Source organism: Pseudomonas sp. AK-TSAG1-1, from assembly GCF_056821665.1.
The window spans coordinates 3445821-3466707 of the sequence record NZ_CM165965.1; the positions used below are offsets into that span (position 1 = coordinate 3445821).

Annotated in this window: 17 protein-coding genes; 8 read left to right on the forward strand and 9 right to left on the reverse strand. The window is 61.6% G+C overall.

Going from position 1 to position 20887, the window contains the following annotated elements; genetic code table 11:
• The first annotated feature begins 6 nt into the window (after positions 1-6).
• From AC1UK9_RS15270 to AC1UK9_RS15290, 5 genes are all read left to right on the forward strand, one after another.
• On the forward strand, positions 7-1581 hold the full coding sequence (locus AC1UK9_RS15270) for an ABC transporter ATP-binding protein (protein WP_482577860.1): 1575 nt from the start codon (positions 7-9) through the stop codon (positions 1579-1581).
• Between the two features lie 600 nt (positions 1582-2181).
• A complete protein-coding gene (locus AC1UK9_RS15275) occupies positions 2182-3588 on the forward strand; it encodes a sigma-54 interaction domain-containing protein (protein WP_482577861.1) in 1407 nt (468 codons plus the stop codon).
• Between the two features lie 283 nt (positions 3589-3871).
• A complete protein-coding gene (locus AC1UK9_RS15280) occupies positions 3872-5263 on the forward strand; it encodes a GntP family permease (RefSeq protein WP_473015898.1) in 1392 nt (463 codons plus the stop codon).
• A 7-nt stretch (positions 5264-5270) separates the two neighbouring features.
• Positions 5271-6044, forward strand: coding sequence for a 3-hydroxybutyrate dehydrogenase (gene hbdH / locus AC1UK9_RS15285; protein WP_482577862.1), 774 nt, complete (start codon positions 5271-5273; stop codon positions 6042-6044).
• Between the two features lie 78 nt (positions 6045-6122).
• On the forward strand, positions 6123-8078 hold the full coding sequence (locus tag AC1UK9_RS15290; protein ID WP_473015899.1) for an acetoacetate--CoA ligase: 1956 nt from the start codon (positions 6123-6125) through the stop codon (positions 8076-8078).
• 922 nt (positions 8079-9000) lie between these two features.
• Here the strand turns inward: AC1UK9_RS15290 and AC1UK9_RS15295 are convergent.
• Positions 9001-10113, reverse strand: coding sequence for a PilT/PilU family type 4a pilus ATPase (locus tag AC1UK9_RS15295; protein ID WP_473016001.1), 1113 nt, complete (start codon positions 10111-10113; stop codon positions 9001-9003).
• A gap of 133 nt (positions 10114-10246) precedes the next feature.
• Here AC1UK9_RS15295 and AC1UK9_RS15300 point away from each other — a divergent pair, with 133 nt between their 5' ends.
• Both AC1UK9_RS15300 and AC1UK9_RS15305 read left to right on the forward strand, forming a co-directional pair.
• Positions 10247-12796, forward strand: coding sequence for a PAS domain-containing hybrid sensor histidine kinase/response regulator (locus AC1UK9_RS15300; RefSeq protein ID WP_482577864.1), 2550 nt, complete (start codon positions 10247-10249; stop codon positions 12794-12796).
• Positions 12797-12835: 39 nt separating this feature from the next.
• On the forward strand, positions 12836-13111 hold the full coding sequence (locus AC1UK9_RS15305; protein WP_025112520.1) for a peptidylprolyl isomerase: 276 nt from the start codon (positions 12836-12838) through the stop codon (positions 13109-13111).
• Positions 13112-13335: 224 nt separating this feature from the next.
• On the opposite strand, the gene kdgK is transcribed toward AC1UK9_RS15305, so the two are convergent.
• The 8 genes from kdgK to AC1UK9_RS15345 all read right to left on the reverse strand — a co-directional run bounded on the left by kdgK (position 13336) and on the right by AC1UK9_RS15345 (position 20012).
• Entirely contained in the window at positions 13336-14268 is a 933-nt protein-coding gene (gene kdgK, locus AC1UK9_RS15310) for a 2-dehydro-3-deoxygluconokinase (protein ID WP_482577865.1), read from the reverse strand.
• A 130-nt stretch (positions 14269-14398) separates the two neighbouring features.
• Positions 14399-15613, reverse strand: coding sequence for an amino acid deaminase (locus tag AC1UK9_RS15315; protein ID WP_482577866.1), 1215 nt, complete (start codon positions 15611-15613; stop codon positions 14399-14401).
• Between the two features lie 40 nt (positions 15614-15653).
• Positions 15654-16418, reverse strand: a complete 765-nt coding sequence (locus AC1UK9_RS15320) for an IclR family transcriptional regulator (protein ID WP_025112523.1) — start codon at positions 16416-16418, stop codon at positions 15654-15656.
• A 146-nt stretch (positions 16419-16564) separates the two neighbouring features.
• Positions 16565-16954, reverse strand: a complete 390-nt coding sequence (locus tag AC1UK9_RS15325) for a RidA family protein (protein WP_025112524.1) — start codon at positions 16952-16954, stop codon at positions 16565-16567.
• A gap of 29 nt (positions 16955-16983) precedes the next feature.
• Positions 16984-17781 carry an amino acid ABC transporter ATP-binding protein gene (locus AC1UK9_RS15330; RefSeq protein WP_025112525.1) on the reverse strand — a complete coding sequence of 266 codons (798 nt, stop codon included), beginning with the start codon at positions 17779-17781 and terminating at the stop codon, positions 16984-16986.
• Positions 17778-18440 (reverse strand): amino acid ABC transporter permease, encoded by a 663-nt coding sequence (locus tag AC1UK9_RS15335; RefSeq protein WP_025112526.1) that lies wholly within the window; start codon positions 18438-18440, stop codon positions 17778-17780. Before AC1UK9_RS15335 ends, AC1UK9_RS15330 begins: the two co-directional genes overlap by 4 nt.
• Before the next feature lie 9 nt (positions 18441-18449).
• On the reverse strand, positions 18450-19112 hold the full coding sequence (locus AC1UK9_RS15340) for an amino acid ABC transporter permease (RefSeq protein ID WP_003225455.1): 663 nt from the start codon (positions 19110-19112) through the stop codon (positions 18450-18452).
• Positions 19113-19163: 51 nt separating this feature from the next.
• Positions 19164-20012: a transporter substrate-binding domain-containing protein gene (locus tag AC1UK9_RS15345; protein WP_482577869.1), complete on the reverse strand. Its 849-nt coding sequence runs from the start codon at positions 20010-20012 to the stop codon at positions 19164-19166.
• Between the two features lie 337 nt (positions 20013-20349).
• Here AC1UK9_RS15345 and AC1UK9_RS15350 point away from each other — a divergent pair, with 337 nt between their 5' ends.
• Positions 20350-20781: a thioredoxin family protein gene (locus AC1UK9_RS15350; RefSeq protein WP_473015903.1), complete on the forward strand. Its 432-nt coding sequence runs from the start codon at positions 20350-20352 to the stop codon at positions 20779-20781.
• Positions 20782-20887 lie beyond the last annotated feature (106 nt).

Below are 20887 nucleotides of genomic sequence, written 5' to 3' on the forward strand. Positions count from 1 at the left end.
GCAACCATGACTGATAATCTGATCGAAATTCGTGACCTCAACGTCGCCTTCCATGGCCAGCCAGCGGTGCGCAACCTGTGCCTGGACATTCGTCCCGGTGAATGCCTGGCGCTGGTCGGCGAGTCGGGCTCGGGCAAGTCGGTAACCGCACATTCGATCCTGCAGTTGCTCCCCGAAGGCGATGCGCAAACCACTGGCAGCATTCGCTATCGCGGCCAGGAGCTGGTCGGCGCCGAGCCCAAGGTGCTGCGCGAACTGCGCGGCAACCGTATCGCGATGATCTTCCAGGAGCCGATGACCTCACTCAATCCCCTGCACAGCATCGAAAAGCAGATCGGCGAAACCCTGCTGGTGCATCGGGGCCTGGGCGGTAAAGCGGCGCAACAGCGCATTCTCGAACTGCTGGAACTGGTGGGCATTCAGAAACCCAAGGAGCGCCTCAAGGCCTATCCGCACCAACTGTCCGGCGGTCAGCGGCAACGGGTGATGATTGCCATGGCGCTGGCCTGCGAGCCGGAACTGCTGATTGCCGACGAGCCAACCACCGCGCTCGATGTGACCGTGCAGCGCAAGATCCTACTGCTGCTCAAATCCTTGCAGCAGCGCCTGGGCATGTCGCTGTTGCTGATCAGCCATGACCTCAATCTGGTGCGCAGCATCGCGCAACGGGTATGCGTGATGAAGTCTGGCGAGATCGTCGAGCAGGCGCCGTGTGAAACCCTGTTTACCGCGCCGAAGCATCCTTATAGCTGTGTGCTGCTCAACGCCGAACCGGAAGGCGAGGCATTGCCTCGGGACGAGCGCGAAAACGTGCTGGAAGTCGATGATCTGCGAGTCGAGTTCGTCGTCGGTGGCGGGCTGTTCCAGCGCAAGCAATACCTGCGGGCAGTGGACGGCATCAGCCTGAATATCCAGCGGGGCAAAACCCTGGGCATTGTCGGTGAGTCCGGTTCGGGCAAATCGACCCTGGGTCAGGCGATTCTGCGCCTGCTCGATTCCGAGGGCAGTATCCGCTTCCAGGGCACCGCCCTAGACGGCCTCGATCAGAAGCAATTGCGACCGTGGCGGCGACAGATGCAAGTGGTGTTTCAGGACCCGTTCGGCAGCCTCAGCCCACGGATGTCAGTGGCGCAAATCATCAGCGAAGGGCTGGAGGTGCATTGTCAGTCCAGCGCTGATGAGTGCGATGAACAGGTGATCCGCGTACTCAAGGAAGTCGGCCTCGACCCGCAGAGTCGCCATCGCTACCCGCACGAGTTTTCCGGCGGTCAGCGCCAGCGCATCGCCATCGCCCGCGCACTGGTGCTGAAACCGGCATTGATCCTGCTCGACGAGCCGACCTCGGCCCTCGACCGTACAGTGCAGAAGCAAGTGGTCGCCCTGCTCCGCGATCTACAGGAAAAACACGGCCTGACCTACCTGTTCATCAGCCATGACCTGGCGGTGGTGCGGGCCCTGGCGCACGACATGATCGTGATCAAGGATGGCAAGGTGGTCGAGCGGGGAGCCAGCCATGATGTGTTCGATTCGCCGCAGCATCCGTACACGAAGGAGCTGTTGGCGGCGGCGCATCCGGGGTAAGCAAGATCAGCGCTTGCCTTGAAACCGAGTCGCGGCCTTCGCGAGCAAGCCCGCTCCCACAGGAGAATGCATTTCAAAATGTGGGAGCTGTTGGCGGCGGCGCATCCGGGGTAGGCATGATCAGTGCTTGCCTTGAAACCGGGTCGCGGCCTTCGCGAGCAAGCCCGCTCCCACAGGAGAATGCACTTCAAAATGTGGGAGCTGATGGCGGCGGCGCATCCGGGGTAGGCATGATCAGCGCTTGCCTTGAAACCGGGTCGCGGCCTTCGCGAGCAAGCCCGCTCCCACAGGAGAATGCATTTCAAAATGTGGGAGCTGTTGGCGGCGGCGCATCCGGGGTAGGCATGATCAGCGCTTGCCTTGAAACCGGGTCGCGGCCTTCGCGAGCAAGCCCGCTCCCACAGGAGAATGCATTTCAAAATGTGGGAGCTGATGGCGGCGGCGCATCCGGGGTAGGCATGATCAGCGCTTGCCTTGAAACCGGGTCGCGGCCTTCGCGAGCAAGCCCGCTCCCACAGGAGAATGCATTTCAAAATGTGGGAGCGGGCTTGCTCGCGAAGAGGCCCTCACACACAACCCAAATTCCGGATCAGCCCACCCATGAACACCACCGAAAGCCTCAAGGACTACCAACGCGTTCGCACGCTGGCGATCCGCTCGCTGTTCGAGATCATCGAGCAGTCCAGCGAAGGCACGGTGATTGTCGATCGTGATGCCAATATCGTCTGGATGAACGAGCGCTATGCCCGGCGCTTTGGTCTTGAGTCGGCGAAACAGGCCATCGGCAAGCCCTGCGAAAGCGTGATCCCCGGCAGTTTGCTGCGCGAAGTGGTGCGCACCGGCCGGCCGATCCTGCTGGACATGCAGGACACGCCCAAAGAGCCGCTGGTGGTGATGCGCCTGCCGATCCACGACGACGCCGGCGCAGTGATCGGGGCGATCGGTTTTGCCCTGTTCGATGAGTTGCGCACGCTGTCGCCGATGCTCAAGCGCTACCTGAGCATGCAGGAGGAACTGGCCTCGACCCGCTCCTTGCTGCGGGCGCGACAGACCAAATACAACTTCGCCCATTTCATCGGCACCAGCGCCGCCAGCCTTGAAGTCAAACGCCGCGCCCGACGCAGTGCCAGCGCCGAGTCGGCGGTGTTGCTGCTCGGCGAAACCGGCACCGGCAAGGAGCTGCTGGCCCAGGCGATTCACAGTGCCTCGCCACGCGCGCACAAAGCCTTCGTCAGCATCAACAGCGCGGCAATTCCCGAGGCGTTGCTGGAAGCCGAGTTTTTCGGCACCGCACCCGGCGCGTTTACCGGCGCTGACCGCAAGGGGCGCACCGGCAAGTTGCAGATCGCCCAGGGCGGCACGCTGTTTCTCGACGAGATCGGCGACATGCCGCTGCCTTTACAAAGCAAACTGCTGCGGGTGCTGCAGGAAAAGGAGTTCGAACCGGTCGGCTCCAATGACGTGATCCAGAGCGATGTGCGGGTGATCGCAGCGACTTCGACCGACCTGCAAGCGGCGATCAAGCGTGGCGAGTTTCGCGCCGACCTGTATTACCGCCTCAACGTGCTGCCGATTCATGTCCCGCCGCTGCGCGAGCGTCTCGACGATTTGCCGGCGCTCAGCGAAGCGATCCTCGAAGAGCTGCGCAGTCAGCATGAACTGAGCCGTGCGGCGCTGGAGTTGCTCGGCCAGCATGCGTGGCCGGGGAATATCCGTGAGTTGCGTAATGTGCTGGAGCGCGCGGCGCTGCTCGGTGATGAGCTGATCCTGAGCGCAGAGGATATTCACGCCGCCATCGGCACCTTCACCCCGGTTGAACGCACCTCGGCGCCGATGGTGGAGTCCTTGGCAGACGAAACATTCGCCCAGGCGCGCCAGCGTTTTGATCGGCAACTGATCGAGTCAGCCCTCGCGCAATGCGCGGGCAAGGTGCCAGAGGCGGCGGCTCGCCTGGGGCTGGGACGGTCGACGCTGTACAAGAAGATGCTGGCCTTGGGCATCGCCTAGTCTCAACAAAGAGACTCGAGTCTCAATAAAAGGACAACAGCCAAAGCTTCGCGAGCAAGCCCGCTCCCACAGGGAAATGCGTTCCAAGTGTGGGAGCGGGCTTGCTCGCAAAGACGTCGTACATTCAAAAAATATCTCAGAAAAGAGACAAAACTTCTAAACCGTGCTCACAAGAAAAATAAAACCTTTAAATTTCAATAGCTTGAATATCTGGCACAGATCTCGCTAAAGCCTCATCCGCACCCGTTTCACCCACAAAAATAACAATCCCTGGAGACACACCATGAGTGTGATCATTGCCTTGGCAGCCCTCGCGCTGCTGATGCTTGCCGCCTACCGTGGCTACAGCGTTATCCTCTTCGCCCCGATCGCCGCCCTCGGCGCCGTCCTGCTCACTGATCCGTCCGCCGTCGCCCCAGCATTCACCGGGGTGTTCATGGAGAAAATGGTCGGTTTCATCAAACTGTATTTCCCGGTATTCCTGCTCGGCGCCGTGTTCGGCAAGTTGATCGAGTTGTCGGGGTTCTCCCGTTCAATCGTGGCCGCGGCCATTCGCCTGCTGGGCACCCGGCAGGCGATGCTGGTGATCGTGCTGGTCTGTGCCCTCCTCACCTATGGCGGCGTGTCGCTATTCGTCGTGGTGTTTGCGGTTTATCCGTTCGCGGCGGAGATGTTCCGTCAGAGCAATATCCCCAAACGCCTGATCCCGGCGACCATCGCCCTCGGCGCGTTCTCGTTCACCATGGACGCCCTGCCCGGCACCCCGCAGATCCAGAACATCATCCCCAGCACCTTCTTCAACACCACTGCCTGGGCGGCGCCGTGGCTGGGCCTGATCGGCACGATTTTCGTGTTCTGCGCCGGCATGCTGTTCCTGCAGCGCCAACGCAACAAGGCCCAGCGCGCCGGCGAAGGCTATGGCACCGAGTTGCGTAACGAACCGGAAACGGCTGAAGACCTGAAGTTGCCAAACCCGTGGGTCGCCCTGTCGCCGCTGTTGGCGGTGGGCATCATGAACCTGCTGTTCACCCAGTGGATTCCGCAGTGGTACGGCAAAACCCACAGCCTCGCGTTGCCAGGCATGGCCACGCCGGTAACCACGGAAATCGCCAAGCTCACCGCAATCTGGGCGGTGCAAGCAGCCTTGCTGATCGGCATCCTGATGGTGCTGGCGTTCGGCTTCAAAGCGATCCGCAGCAAACTCGCCGAAGGCAGCAAAAGTGCGGTCAGCGGTGCGTTGCTGGCGGCGATGAATACCGCCTCCGAATACGGTTTCGGCGCGGTGATCGCCTCGTTGCCGGGCTTCCTGGTGCTGGCCGACTGGCTCAAGCAAATCCCCAACCCGCTGGTCAACGAAGCGATCACCGTCACCCTGCTGGCCGGGATCACCGGCTCGGCGTCGGGCGGCATGAGCATTGCGCTGGCGGCGATGTCCGAGCAGTTCATCACGGCGGCCCACGCGGCGAATATTCCGCTGGAAGTGCTGCACCGCGTGGCGGCAATGGCCAGCGGCGGCATGGACACCCTGCCGCACAACGGCGCGGTGATCACCCTGCTGGCGGTCACCGGCCTGACCCACCGCGAAGCCTATAAAGACATTTTCTGTATTACGCTGATCAAGACCCTGGCGGTCTTCGTAGTGATCGGCACTTTCTACGCCACTGGCATTGTGTGAGGTATTCATGACCACTCTTTCGGGCAAGACCGCATTGGTTACCGGTTCCACCAGCGGCATTGGCCTGGGCATCGCCCTGTGCCTGGCCAAGGCCGGCGCCAACCTGATTCTCAACGGTTTCGGTGATGCGTCGAGCGTCATCGCCGAAGTCCGCCAGTTCGGGGGCAAGGTCGGTCACCACCCTGCAGATGTCAGCGATCCAGTGCAGATTGCCGACATGATCGCCTACGCCGAGCGCGAGTTTGGCGGCGTCGACATTCTGGTCAACAACGCCGGGATCCAGCATGTGGCGGCCGTGGAAGAGTTCCCGGTGGAGCGCTGGGACTCGATCATCGCGATCAACCTGTCGTCGGTGTTTCACAGTACCCGCCTGAGCCTGCCGGGGATGCGCGCCAAAGGCTGGGGGCGGATCGTCAACATTGCCTCGGTGCACGGTCAGGTCGGTTCGACCGGCAAGGCTGCTTATGTCGCGGCCAAACACGGGGTGATCGGTCTGACCAAAGTGGTCGGGCTGGAGACTGCGACCAGTAATGTCACTTGCAACGCGATCTGCCCGGGCTGGGTGCTGACGCCGTTGGTGCAAAAACAGATCGACGACCGGGCGGCCAAGGGTGTCGATCCGCAGCAGGCGCAGCATGATCTGCTGGCCGAGAAACAACCATCACTGGCGTTCGTCACGCCGCAGCATCTGGGGGAGCTGGTGCTGTTTTTGTGCAGCGAGGCTGGCAGCCAGGTGCGGGGCGCGGCGTGGAATATTGATGGGGGGTGGTTGGCGCAGTAACTTTTCGCACAGAAATTCCCCTTGTGGGTGATGCGTCACCCTGGCGTGTGCATGAACAACAAAACAAGAGGCAAACCAATGTCCGACATCCTCTGGCAACCCGATGCCGAGCGTATCGCCCACTCGCGCATGGATCACTTTCGCCGCGACATCAATCAGCGTCATGGCCTGGCCCTGAGCAGCTATAACGACCTGCACCGCTGGAGCGTCGAACATCGCGAGGCGTTCTGGCAGGCGATTGTCGACTGCTTCGACATCCGTTTTCACACCCAGCCCGACGCCGTCCTGCGTGAAGGCGCACACATGCCCAGCGCCGAGTGGTTCCCCGGCGCGACCCTGAATTTTGCCGAACACCTGCTTCGCCGGCGCGACGATGCCGTGGCGGTGATTGCCGTGGCGGAAAACGGTCAGCGCGAACAACTGACCTGGGCCGAACTGGCCGAGCAGGTTGCCGGTGTTCAGGCCAGCCTGAAGGCCGCCGGTGTCGGCCTCGGCGACCGCGTGGCTGCGTGCATGCCGAATACCTGGCAGACGCTGGTGGCGATGCTCGCGACCACCAGCCTGGGCGCAATCTGGTCCTGCTCGTCGCCGGACTTCGGCACCCACGGGGTGATCGACCGTTTCGGCCAGATCGAACCCAAAGTGCTGATCACCTGCGCGGGCTACCGTTACGCCGGCAAAGACATCGACCAGACCACCAAGGTTAACGAAATCCTCGCGCAACTACCGTCGCTGCAACAGTTGATCATCGTGCCCTATGCCCGCCCGCAGGCCTGCATCGGGGACTACCACACCCACGCCAACGTGACGTTGTGGGACGACTTCTACCAACCCGGCGGCGAGCCGCGATTCGTCCCGGTGCCCTTCAATCACCCGCTTTACGTGCTGTATTCCAGCGGCACCACCGGCGTGCCCAAATGCATCGTGCACAGTACCGGGGGGGTGCTGTTGCAGCATGCCAAGGAGCACGGCCTGCACGTAGATCTCGGTCCCGGCGACCGACTGTTCTACTACACCACCTGCGGCTGGATGATGTGGAACTGGCTGGTCTCGGCCCTCGCGGTCGGAAGCGCGGTGGTGCTGTATGACGGCTCGCCGTTTCATCCGGATAACCAACGCCTGCTCGACCTGATCGACGATGAGCGCATCAGCGTGTTCGGTACCAGCCCCAAGTTTCTGGCGACGCTGGAAAGCAGCGGCGTCAAACCGGCCGCCAGCCATGACCTGGGTAGCCTCAAGACCTTGCTCTGCACCGGCTCGGCGCTGTCGCCGCAGAGCTATGACTTCGTCTACCGCGACTTCAAGTACGACGTGTGCCTGGCGTCGATGTCGGGCGGCACCGATGTGGTGTCCTGCTTCGTCAACGGCAATCCGATGTCCGCGGTGCGCCGTGGCGAGATCATGGGCAAGAGCCTGGGCATGGCGGTTGAAGTGTGGAACGACGCGGGCGTCGCCGTCATCGGCGAGAAAGGTGAACTGGTCTGCACCCGGCACTTCCCGGCCATGCCCGTCGGGCTCTGGCACGATGCCGATGGCGAAAAGTTGCGCAAATCCTATTTCAGCCTGTTCCCCGGGGTCTGGGCCCAGGGCGATTACGCTGAGCAATTGCCCCACGGCGGGATGCTGATCCACGGCCGCTCCGACGCGGTGCTCAACCCTGGCGGCGTACGCATCGGCACGGCGGAAATCTATCGTCAGGTGGAGAAAGTCCCGCAGGTGCTGGACTGCGTGGCCATCGGTCAGCAATGGCAGGACGATGTGCGCGTGGTGTTGTTCGTGCGCCTGCAGGATGACGTGGCGCTGAATCACAACCTGCAACAACAGATCCGCCAGGTGATTCGCGCCAACACCACACCACGCCATGTACCGGCGAAGATCGTTGCCGTCACTGACATCCCGCGCACCATCAGCGGCAAAGTGGTCGAACTTGCCGTGCGCAATGTGGTGCACGGTGAGCCGGTGAAAAACACCGATGCGCTGGCCAATCCCGAGGCGCTGGAGCAGTTTCGCCATCGCCCGGAGTTATCGGATTAATATGCCATCCCCTTGTGGGAGGGGGCTTGCTCGCGAATGCAATCTGTCAGTTGATAACAATGTGACTGACACACCGCTTTCGCGAGCAAGCCCGCTCCCACAGAGGGTCGTCGGTGGATGGTGGATCTGCGGCTGGTCGGGATCAAGGGTGGGAGTGGGCTTGCTCACGAAGGCGGTGGGTCATCCGGTGAAGATGGCGGCTGAACCGGCGCTTTCGCGAGCAAGCCCGCTCCCACAGGGGGTCGTCGGTGGATGGTGGATCTGCGGCTGGTCGGGATCTAGGGTGGGAGTGGGCTTGCTCACGAAGGCGGTGTGTCATTCGGTGAAGATGGCGGCTGATCGGGCGCCTTCGCGAGCAAGCCCGCTCCCACAGGGGGGCGTCGGTGGATGGAGAATTCGGGGCTATCCGGGATCTAGGGTGGGAGTGGGCTTGCTCACGAAGGCGGTGTGTCATTCGGTGAAGATGGCGGCTGAACCGGCGCTTTCGCGAGCAAGCCCGCTCCCACAGGGGGTCGTCGGTGGATGGTGGATCTGCGGCTGGTCGGGATCAAGGGTGGGAGTGGGCTTGCTCACGAAGGCGGTGTGTCATTCGGTGAAGATGGCGGCTGAACCGGCGCCTTCGCGGGCAAGCCCGCTCCCACAGGGGGTCGTCGGTGGAGGGAGAATTCGGGGCTATCCGGGATCTAGGGTGGGAGTGGGCTTGCTCACGAAGGCGGTGGGTCATTCGGTGAAGATGGCGGCTGAACCGGCGCCTTCGCGGGCAAGCCCGCTCCCACAGGGGGGCGTCGATGGATGGAGAATTCGGGGCTATCCGGGATCTAGGGTGGGAGTGGGCTTGCTCACGAAGGCGGTGTGTCATTCGGTGAAGATGGCGGCTGAACCGGCGCTTTCGCGAGCAAGCCCGCTCCCACAGGGGCAAGGGTTAATCCATCAGGCCCCAATCCCCCGATGCCGGTGGTGCCGGCGTCGGCGCCGCCTCGGCATGCAGCTTCAGGCGCAGGCGCAGATTGTTTTGTGAGTCGGCATGCTTGAGCGCCTCGTCTTCGCTGATCACCCCTTCCACCACCAACGCATACAGCGCCGCGTCGAAGGTCTGCATGCCGACTTCGGCAGATTTGTCCATGATGCCCTTGAGCTCGCCCAACTCGTTGCGGCGGATCAGGTCGGCAATGGTCGGGGTGCCCAACATGACTTCGACCGCCGCCCGCCGCTGCCCGTCGAGAGTGCGCACCAGCCGTTGCGAGACAAACGCCTTGAGATTGTTGCCCAGCGCATGCAGCAACTGCGGGCGGCGTTCTTCGGGGAACAGATTGACGATACGGTCCAGCGCCTGATTGGCGTTGTGCGCGTGCAGTGTCGACAGCACCAGGTGCCCGGTGTCCGCGAACGTCAGGGCATGCTCCATGGTTTCGCGGTCGCGGATTTCGCCGATCAGCACCACATCCGGCGCTTGGCGCAGGGTGTTTTTCAGCGCGGCCTGGAAACTGCGGGTATCGACCCCGACTTCGCGCTGGTTGATGATCGAGCGCTTGTGCCGATGGATATACTCCACCGGGTCTTCGATGGTGATGATGTGCCCGCTGCTGTGCCGGTTGCGGTGATCGATCAGCGCGGCCAGCGAGGTGGACTTGCCGGAGTCGGTGGCGCCGACGAACAGAATCAGCCCTTGCTTGAGCATCACTGTTTCCAGCAGCACCGGAGGCAGCTTGAGGTCTTCGAAGCGCGGGATATCGAGTTTGACGTTGCGGATCACGATTGACACGTCGTTGCGCTGCTTGAAGATGTTCAGGCGAAAACGCCCGACACCGGTGCGTGAAATCGCCAGGTTCATTTCCAGTTCCCGATCGAACTCGCGCCGCTGCTCGGCGTCCATCAAGGAGTTGGCGATGGCCTGGACCTCACCCGGTTTGAACGGCCGCTCGCTGAACGGCGTCAGCACGCCGTCGATGCGGGCGCTGGGCGGCGCGCCGGTGGAGAGGAAAAGGTCAGAGCCGTGCTGGCTCGACAGCCGGATCAACAGTGCATCGATTTCCATGGCAAAAAGCACCCGCGAAGCATTCAATGAACAGAAATAACCCAGTGTCGTGACGTAATGGGTCATACAGCGTCTACCGCAAGTGCAAGAATAGTAGACGCCTACGCACTGACCGACGCTCAGGATAGATGTGATGAACGCAGCCCCTTCCCCCGACGACGCCCAAGCCTTGATCGCCCGTACCGACTGGAGTCGTACGCCTTTGGGCGCGGCCGGCACTTGGCCACAAAGCCTGCGCACCGCGGTGGACATCGTGATTCACTCGCCGATGCCGATGCTGCTGTTGTGGGGCGCGCAGCTCACACAGATCTACAACAACGGCTTCGCGATGCTCGCCGGGAGCAAGCATCCGCACGCTTTCGGACAGCCGGCACACCTTATATGGCCGGAACTTCAAGACTTTACCGACCCGATTTATCGAGCCGTCCTACAAGGCCAGGTGCGCACCTACAGCGAGCGGCGATTTACCCTGCAACGCGAAGGGAAGGAATCCGACTTCTGGCTGGACCTGACCTACAGCCCGATCCGGGACGAGAATGCGCAAGTGGCCGGCATTCTGGTGACCGCCATTGAAACCAACGAACGCCGACGCATCGCGCTCGAACTGCAACGCCGTTCCGAAGAAAGCCTCAAAGCCCAGCGCAACACTGAAGAACGCCTGCAGCTCGCGCTGGCCGCCACCGATGCCGTCGGCACCTGGGACTGGGACATCGGCGAAGACCGCTTCATCGCCGACGCCCATTTCGCCCAGTTGCATGGCATCGATCCGGCGCTGGCCAGCCAATTGCCGATCAGCGATTACCTGCAAGGCGTGCATCCCGAAGACCGCGCCCTGATCGCCCGCAGCATCAAGCACTGCATCACCCATGGCACCGAATACGCCGAGGAATATCGCCTGCTGCGCGCCGACGGCGAACTGCGCTGGGTGTTTGCCCGAGGCCGCTGCTACAAGGATCACCACGGGCGCCCGGTACGGTTCCTCGGGGCCGCACTCGACCTGACCGAGCGTAAACACACCGAGCAGGCGCTGCGCCAAAGCCAGACGGAGTTGCAGTTGATCATCAACGCGATGCCGATCCTCATCAGTTACGTTGACCATGAAGAGCGCTTTCGCCTGAACAATGCTGCTTATCTGGACTGGTACGGTCTCACCCCGCAGGAGCTGTATGGCCGTACCATTCGCGACGTGATCGGCGAAGAAGCCTACTTTTTGCGCGCGCCGTACATCGCCGAAGCGCTGGCCGGGCGATCCTGCTCGTTCAGTCTGTACACCCCCCACCGTGACGGCAGCAACCGCCATGCGCTGATGAACTACCTGCCGCGCCACGGTGCCGATGGCGCGGTCAACGGTTTCTACATTTTCGTGATCGACGAGACCGAACGCAAAAAGACCGAAGAAGCCCTGCGCAATCTCAATGAAACCCTGGAGGAGCGGGTCAGCGCCCGCACCGAACAACTGGCCCAGGCCAATCAGCGACTGCAAAACGAAATGTTCGAACGCGAGCGCGCCGAAGATGCCTTGCGCCATGCGCAAAAGATGGAAGCGGTCGGCCAGCTCACCGGCGGTATCGCCCACGACTTCAACAATATGCTGACCGGGATCATCGGCAGTCTCGACCTGATGCAACGCTACATCGCCGATGGCCGCGCCGATGAGATCGGACGTTTCACCGAGGCGGCGGTGTCGTCGGCCAACCGTGCCGCCGCCCTGACTCATCGCTTGCTGGCGTTCTCCCGCCGACAGTCGCTGGACCGCAAGCCCCTCAACGTCAACGAGCTGATTCATTCGCTGGAGGACTTGATCCGCCGCACCAAGGGCGATCCGATCGACCTCACACTGCACTTGGCCGCCAATGTATGGGCGATCAGCACCGATGTCAGTCAGTTGGAAAACGCCCTGCTCAACCTGGTGATCAACGCCCGGGATGCGATGCCCAATGGCGGCGAACTGCTGATCGAAACCGCCAACGTCTACCTCGACGGCAGCGACATCACCACCCTAGAACCGGTCAAGGCCGGCGACTATCTGATGCTGGCGGTCAGCGATAACGGCACCGGCATGACCCCGTCGGTGCGGGCCAAGGCGTTCGATCCATTCTTCACCACCAAACCGATCGGCCAGGGCACCGGGCTGGGCCTGTCGATGATCTATGGCTTCGCCCAGCAGTCGGGCGGCCATGTCAGCCTCGACAGCCTGCCCGATCAGGGCACGTGCGTGCGCCTGTACCTGCCGCGCCTGAATCTGCTGGAACCCGAGCAGCCAATCGTGGAAACCCTCAGCACCGCGCCGGCTGCCAGGTCCGGGGAAACCGTGGTGGTGGTTGAGGATGACCCGGCGGTGCGCATGCTGGTTCTCGACTTGCTCAAGGAGCTGGGTTACCTCGCCCACGAAGCCGCCGACGCCAGCGCCGCCCTGCCGCTGCTGGAGTCGGATCTGCGCGTGGACTTGCTGGTAACCGACGTCGGCCTGCCGGGCATGAACGGCCGCCAATTGGCGGAAATCGCCCGTCAGCATCGCCCTGGCCTGAAAGTCCTGTTCATGACCGGTTATGCGCAGAAAGCCGCCGAGCGCCAAGGCTTTCTGGAGGATGGCATGGACATGGTCGCCAAACCGTTTTCGCTTGACGTGCTGGCGAACAAGATCCGCACGATGATCCACCAAACGCCGTCACTTGAGGCATAATCCCGCGCCCCGCCGTCACCCCGTTACAGGTATCGCACGATGAAAGCCCAAGCCCGCCACATTCTGGTGAAAACCGCCGAAGAGGCCGAACAGCTCAAACAACGCATTGCCAAGGGCGAAGCATTCGATGTGCTGGCGAAGAAATATTCGACCTGCCCGTCCGGCAAACGCGGCGGCGATCTGGGTGAAGTGCGGCCGGGGCAGATGGTCGGCGCGATTGACGCGGTGATCTTCAAGAAGCCGTTGCGCACGGTGCATGGACCGATCAAGAGCAAGTTCGGTTATCACCTGGTCCAGGTGTTTTACCGCGATTGAGTGTTTGGCCTTAGGGCCTCTTCGCGAGCAAGCTCGCTCCCACAGTTTGGAATGCGTCACTGTGGGAGCTCGTTCGGTTATCACTTGGTGCAGGTGTTTTTTCGCGGTTGAGTGTTTGGCTCCAGGGCCTCTTCGCGAGCAGGCTCGCTCCCACAGTTGGAATGCGTCATTGTGGGAGCGGGCTTGCTCGCGAACCGATTGCGCAGCAAACGGCCATTCACCGCTTACTTGGGGATCAACGCCCCTGGCACCTGAATCACCCGACTCGCCAGCAAATGCCCCGCCTCGGCCGCCTCAGCCGGGCTGCCCCCCAGCAAGCGGCTCGCCAGATACGCGGCACTGAACGAATCCCCCGCCGCCGTGGTGTCCACGACCTTCTCGACCTTCTGCGCCGGCACTTCGAACGCTTCGCCATCACAGCGAATCAGACACGCCTCGGCACCACGCTTGAGCACCACTTCCGGTGTGCCGACCTGCGCATAAGCCTCGAACACGGCATCGCAATCAGCAAAATGGAACAGCGCCTGCTCGTCATCCACGGTCAGCAATGCCAGATCGACATGCGGCAACACACTGCGATACGCCGCCCGAGCCTCTTCCTGCGAGGCCCACAAGCGTGGTCGATAGTTGTTATCGAAGACAATCCGCGCATCGCGCTGCCGGGCCTCGATCAGGGTCTGGATCAATCGTTCGCGGCCCTTGGCGCCCAGCACTGCGAGGGTGATACCGCTGAAATACAACACGTCGTAATCCGCCAGCGCGGCCAGAATCGGCTCGGCGGCCGGTGTAGTAAAGCAGTCGCGCACCGCCGCTTCATTGCGCCAGTAGAGAAAACGACGCTCGCCGTTGGCGTCGGTCTGGATGCAATACAGTCCCGGCAAGCGACCGGGCAGACGCTGCACCCATTGCAGGCCAATGCCTTCTTCGGCCCAGCTCTGGCACATGGCGTCGCTGAAGTTGTCGTCACCCAGCGCCGTGACGTAATCGACCTGCGCTTTATCGCCGAGGGCGCGGGACAGGTACACCGCCGTGTTCAAGGTGTCACCGCCGAAGCTTTGCTGCAGGCTGCCGTCGGCGCGGTGCTGGAGTTCGATCATGCACTCACCGATCAGGGCGATGCGCGGGGTGTTCGGGCCCAGGGGGCTGAGGGTGGTCATTGGGTGGGTCTCCAGTTGCTCGATGGTGTCTGGCCTGGCGCCTTCGCGAGCAGGCTCGCTCCCACAGGGAAATGCATTCCAAATGTGGGAGCGGGCTTGCTCGCGAATGGCTGCACCTCGGTTTCAGGCCTTAGAAACAGGTCTCCATGCTCTCGACCACCGCCAACTGTTCATCCACCAGCAACCCCACCCGCCACTTGTCGAACGTCAGGCACGGGTGCGAAGTGCCGAAGGAAATGATGTCACCCACCCGCAGTTCAACGCCCGGCGCCACGGTCATGAACGCATGCTGATCCATCACCGCCGTCACCTTGCACGCTCCGACATCGTCGCCCACCGCCGGCACCCCACCGGCCTTGTAGCGCAGCAACGGCACCGGCAGCCCGGCATCGAATGCCACATCGCGTTTGCCGAGGGCTATCACCGCAAAGCCCGGTTCCGGCATCGATTGCACATGGGCCCAGATTTCCAGCGCCGGGCGCAGGCCTTCATCCAGATCGCTGCGACGATCAAGCACGCAGCACTGCGCTTCCTTGTAGATGCCATGATCGTGGGCCACATAGCTGCCCGGACGCAGCACGCTGAGGAAACGTCCGCCCGCATTCTGCGCTTCGAACGACTCGGCGATCAGGTCATACCATGCCGAACCCGAGGCCGTGATGATCGGCTTGGCAATGGCAAACGCGCCGCTGTCCTGCAGTTGCACCGCCAGGCGCACCAACGACGCAGCAAATTCGCGAATGCCGCTGACCGCGTGATCGCCGTGGATCACGCCTTCGTAGCCTTCGATCCCGGTCAGGGCCAACGCCGGCTGCGCACTGATCGCCTTGGCCAGTTCGATGACTTCCTGCTCGCTGCGGCAACCGCAACGGCCGCCGACCACGCCGTACTCGATCATCACGTTCAACTTGACCCCGCGCGAGGCGAAGTAAGCCCCGAGATCGGCGACGTTGTCCGGGTGATCGACCATGCAGTAGAAATCGAAGGCAGGGTCTGCCAGCAGATCGGCAATCAGCGCCATGTTCGGCGTGCCGACCAGTTGGTTGGCCATCAGTACCCGGCGTACGCCGTGGGCATACGCAGCGCGAGTCTGCGTCGCGCTGGCGAGGGTGATGCCCCACGCACCGGCGCCGAGCTGACGCTTGAACAGGGCCGGGGTCATGCTGGTCTTGCCGTGCGGCGCGAGCTCTGCGCCGCTGTCACTGACGAACTTCTGCATCCAGCGAATGTTGTGCTCCAGCGCTTCGCGGTGCAGCACCAGCGCTGGCAGGCTGACGTCTCGCACCAGATGCGCGCCGATGGCGGCATCGCCCTTTTCCACAGCAGAATTGATGGCAGTCGTCATGGTCGAACTCCTCACTGTCGCGGCCGGCAGGCAGCCGCGGTTATTCGTTGATCCGCCGGGCGAGGCTGTTGGCGCTCTCGATCAGAACCCGGCGATAGTCGTTGTAATTGTTCTTCGCATCAGCCCGTGGGGCAACGATGCACAGGGTGCAGATGGCCACGCCGCCGGGGTCTTTGACCGGGGCGGCGAAACAATGGGTGAAGGTGTCGGCAACACTGTCGAAGGAGAAGAAGCCATCGATGCCGGCCTGACGGATTTCCGCCAGAAAGCGTTCCAGCGGCAGGCGTTCGCCATCGGGCAGGATGTAGTCGTCTTCGTCGATCAGGTCGATGATCTGCTGGTCACTCAGGTGCGCCAGCAGCAGGCGCCCCGAGGCCGTCCACGGGATCGGCGCGTTTTCGCCAATGTCAGAAGAAATACGAAAATGCCGCTCTCCCTCCTTCATCAACGCCACCGTGTATTTGCGCCCGTTGAGCAGGCACATCTGCGCGGTTTCCCGGGTCTGGCTGACGATTTCCTGCAAGGCCTGATCGGCCTCGCGACTGAGGTCGAAATGGCGCAAGTGCGCCTGCCCGAGGAAATACAACTGGCGACCGAGATAGACGTGACCGTCCTTGCCCACCGGCTCCAGAATCCGCCGTTCGAGCAGCGAGGCAACCAGCTCGTAGACCGTGGATTTCGGACCGCCGATGCCATTGGCGATGTCGTTCGGACGCAATGGCTGGCCGATTTCCTTGAGAAAATCGAGGATATCGAACGCCCGGTCCAGACCGCGGGCCCGGCGTTTGATGGTGTCTTCGGTCATGTCTTCAGTTCCCAATGAATGTGCCGGGAGTTTACCGAGAGTGCAGCGTCGACGGTGAGATCGCTTTCGCGAGCAGGCTCGCCCCCACATCTGGAATGCAATCCCCTGTGGGAGCGAGCCTGCTCGCGAAGAATTCGGCGCAAATCTCAGGCCTTCTTCTTGTACGCGATGCAGTCGATCTCGACCTTGCAGTCGACCATCATGCTCGCCTGCACGCAGGCTCGCGCCGGTGCGTGCTCAGGCTTGAAGTACTCGCCGAAGACCTTGTTGAAACTGCTGAAATCCCGCGGATCGTCCAGCCACACCCCGGCGCGCACCACATCTTCCAGGCCATAACCCGCCTCTTCGAGAATCGCGATCAGGTTCTTCATGGTCTGGTGGGTCTGTTCGACGATGCCGCCAGCGATTATCTCGCCATCCACTGCCGGCACCTGACCGGACACGTGCAGCCAGCCATCCGCTTCAACGGCGCGGGCGAATGGGCGTGGCTGGCCACCAGCGGCGGTGCTGCCGGTGCCAAAACGGGTAATGCTCATGGGTACTTCTCCTGATTACAAACCTGAAGTTAAAACCGCGTGCTCTTGAGAAACTCAGCCAGCCGCGGTGATTGCGGGCGTTCGAACAGCTGCTTGGGAGGCCCTTGCTCTTCGATCCGCCCCTGATTCATGAAAACGATCTTGTCCGAGACCTCGAAGGCGAATCGCATCTCGTGGGTCACCAGCAACATGGTCATTCCGTCCTCGGCCAGGCCCTTGATCACGTTCAGCACTTCGCCGACCAGTTCCGGGTCGAGGGCCGAGGTGACCTCATCGAAGAGCATCAGGCTCGGGTTCATCGCGATCGCCCGGGCGATCGCCACCCGCTGTTGCTGACCACCGGACAACTGACCGGGAAAGTGATTGCGCCGTTCCAGCAGGCCGACCCGCTCCAGCCATTTTTCGGCCAGCACCACGGCTTCGTCCTTGTGCATTTTCTTCACCTTGAGCAGGCCCAGGGTGACGTTCTGCAACGCCGTCAGGTGCGGAAACAGATTGAATTGCTGGAAGGCCATGCCGGTCATTGCGCGATGGCGGGCGATGACTTTTTCCGCGTGGCGCAGGCGCTTGCCACCGACTTCGTCATAACCGATGGATTCGCCGTCGAGCAGAATCTGCCCGCCCTGGAACTCTTCGAGCATGTTCACGCAGCGCAGCAGCGTGGTTTTGCCCGAGCCGCTGGAGCCGATCAGCGTCACGACATTGCCGCGCTGCATGCTCAGGTCGACGCCCTTGAGCACTTCGACCGCGCCGTATTGTTTGTGCAGGCCACGAATGTCCAGCAGTGGCTGGCCGTTTTCAACGGTGGAAACTTGAGCTTGAGTCATGGCAGGGCCACCCGCTTTTCAATGTGCCGGCCTAGTAATTCGATGCCGTAGTTGATGACAAAAAACAGAAAACCGGCGAACAGATAGAACTCCAGAGTCATGAAGGTCCGGGCGATGATCTGTTGCGTGCTGAGCAGCAATTCGGCCACGCCGATCACCGAAAGCAAGGTCGAGGCCTTGACGATTTCGGTGGACGAGTTGACCCAGGTCGGCAGGATCTGCCGCAACGCTTGTGGCAGCAGCACGTAGCCAAGGGATTGATAAAACGTCAGGCCGATCGCCTTGCTTGCCTCCATCTGCCCGCGCGGCAGTGCCTGCAGGGCTCCGCGCACAATCTCGGCAACGTGCGAGCCGCAGAACAGCGTCAGGCCCAACGCTCCTGCCTGAAACGCGCTGATCTGCCAGCCCAGCGCCGGCGCCATATAGAAGCAAGCCAGCACCAGCACAAACACTGGTGTGCCGCGAATCAGATCGACGTAAAAGCGGAACGGCGCGCGCATCCAGAACTTGCCGTACGTCAGCACCAGACCGGTGACAACACCCAGTAACGTGCCAAACAGAATCGCCAGCGCCGACACCTGCACACTGGTCAGAAACCCTTGCAGCAACGTCTCGCGTGCCACCCACAACTCATGCAACCAACTAGGGGATTGGTACATCGCAGCCTCCTATCGGCGGATCGCCAGACGCTGCTCGAGGTAACGCAGCAGCATGGCAATGAGGTAACAGGCCGCGACATACAACGCCGTGGTCACCAGCCAGGTTTCGATCACCCGGTAGCTCTCGACGTTGATCTTGCGCGCGTAATAGGTCAGTTCCGGCACCGCAATCGCGGCAGCCAGCGAGGTGTCCTTGAACAGCGAGATGAAGTTGTTCGACAGCGCCGGCAACACGTTGCGCAACATCACCGGCACCGTGACATAGGCCTTGACCTGCCATTCACCAAGACCGATCGCCAGCCCCGCTTCACGCTGGCCCTTGGGGATGCTCAGCAAGCCGCCACGGAACACTTCGGTCAGATAGGCCCCGGCATACAGTGACAACGTGATGATGAACGACGGGATCTTGTCCAGACGGATCCCCAGACTCGGCAAGGCAAAGTAGATCAACAGAATCAACACCAGAATCGGCGTGTTACGGACCACCGTGACGTACACCGAGGCCAGCACCCGCAAGGCGCGATGCTTCGACAGCAAGGCAAACGCCATCAGCAGGCCGATCACGCAACCGATGGCGATCGACACCAGCGCCAGTTCAAGGCCCAGACCGAGCCCCGCCAGCAAGGTGTCGAAATCGCGCCATACGGCGGCAAAGTTCAACTGATAGTTCATGGTCAGCAGTACCTTGAGCGGGGCGATTCGAGTCGCCCCACTCTCACGGGATCATTTGAATTCGACAGGGAAACCGATCGCCGGCGACGGCAGATCGACACCGAACCATTGCTTGAACGATGCGGCGTACGTCGGGAACTCGACGCCGGTCATGGCCTCATGCAGGGTGGTGTTGACGAAGTTCAGCCAGTCCTGATCGCCGCGTTTGACTGCGCAGGCATAGGTCTGCGGGCTCCAGGCGTAGGTCGGGCTGCGGTAGCGGCCAGGGTTCTGCACCATCAGGTACTTGACCGACGACTGATCAGTGGCAGCGGTATCGGCGCGGCCGGAGTTCACCGCCTGGTACATCAGGTCGACACTGTCGTACTGATCGACCTTGGCCTTGGGCAGCGCCTGGTGCACCAGTTCTTCGGCATAGACGTTTTGCAGCACGGCCACGGTGACGCTGTCGCCGGCGGCCTGCAGGTCTTCGATTTCCTTGTACTTGCTGTTGGCCGGCAGCAGCAGGCCGACGCCTTCGCGGTAGTACGGCAAGGTGAACGCCACTTGCTGCGCACGGCTCGCGGTGACGGTGATGAACTGGCAGCTCATGTCGACCTTGTCGGTCAGCAGATTGGGAATCCGCGCATCGGACGACTGCACCACGAACTCGACTTTGTTCGGATCATTGAACAGACCTTTGGCCACCATCCTGGCGATGTCGATATCAAAACCCTGCAACTTGCCGTCAGCGCCCTGAAAGTGCCAAGGCGCATTGGTGCTGCCGGTACCCACAATCAGCTTCCCACGGGCCAGAACACTGTCGAGTTTGCTGTCGGCTGCCTGGGCCATGCCCATGACAGCGGACGAAGCCGCAAAAACAAAAACACACGCTTTGAACAACGAAGGACGGCGATGCATGGCAAGCACTCCAGGATGATGTTTATTCCGCTATACCGGAACACGGTTTGTTACTACGGAATAGACAGCAGAAAGTGTGCCACAGGAATCAGGTGGAATCTGTAGTGGTTTGAAATGTTTTTGGAATCAACAAGATGCCCAACAATGTTGGACGGGTGTAACCCGCGGTGAGTTTTTTCAAGCGCTACCGAGGGCTACACCGCTCGAGTACTCGGGCCACATTTGAGTGCGCGTTCACCGAAAAGGCGCACGGTCTACTGTCAACTCTGACAGTAGAGGAAAGTCACCCATGGGATTAGCGTCAGCAACGCGTACTGCGCTTTTCAAGGAGGTTCCCATGCGTTCGACATCTCGCCTTTCAGACCTTCCGCCCACCTACCGCAAAGCCCTGAAAACCTGGCGCCCGGTGATCCTGTACTTCGCCAACGAATACTGCCCCGCCTGCGAGTGGGCCGGACCGGTGTTTCGTGAGGTTGCCGAGCCGTATCGGCTGCGGGCGAACATTTACATGCTCGACACGCGCCAGTCACCGCGCCATCCGCTGGTCACCGGCACGCCCACGGTGTTGTTCTACAAGAACGGCAAGCTGATCAAGAAGCTCAAAGGCATCGGCACGCCAGAAACATTAAGTGATGATTTCGCCAGGCACATCGGCAAGACCAAGGCGCCGGCCGCCACCCGCCAGCCACGGCACGATCTGGCCTGGTTACGCCGCACCCTGTGCACACTCTGCACCCTCCCTCGCACACGTCAGCGGAACTTTTGCTGAAAGTGCCACCTAAGAGCCATCAACCGATGGCACTTTCGTTCCAAATCATCGGTAACACACAAGCCTCAGGCCGGATTGGACAAGCTCCCATCTGGCTGCTTTTCTT